Source organism: Neobacillus sp. YIM B06451, from assembly GCF_032667185.1.
GTDB lineage: Bacteria > Bacillota > Bacilli > Bacillales > Cytobacillaceae > Bacillus_D.
The window spans coordinates 1-330 of sequence record NZ_JAVFKJ010000044.1 but is presented as its reverse complement, the minus strand read 5'-3'; the positions used below and the strand labels follow the sequence as shown (position 1 = coordinate 330).

General features: G+C 41.5%; 1 protein-coding gene. It reads right to left on the bottom strand.

The window, feature by feature from the left end; all coding sequences use genetic code 11:
- A partial coding sequence (locus tag RB160_RS23995) for a tyrosine-type recombinase/integrase (protein WP_316572960.1) occupies positions 1-330 on the bottom strand: 330 nt, incomplete at both ends.

The following is a 330-nucleotide window of genomic DNA, read 5'->3' as shown; positions in this document are numbered from 1 at the left end:
CGATTGGACCAATTAATGCAATTACGTTCAAGCGAAACAATTTCCCCGATCCTGCATCCTGTTGAGAACATAAATTCAAACAAGGCTTTTTCCATCGGGCTAACACACGCTTCACGCAGAAGTTCGATTTCTTTTTCAGTTAAGAACTTCGGTATGCGTTTTCCGACTTTAGGTTCCTTTATCTTTGAAGCAGGGTTATGTTGTATATGACCTTCTTCGTGGCACCAACGGAATAGCGATTTCATAAAACGTATCCTGTGTGCCATACTGGATGGCTTTAGGGCCGCCGCTGAATTATTAAGGTATTCCTTCAAATTTTCTGTGTTAAGG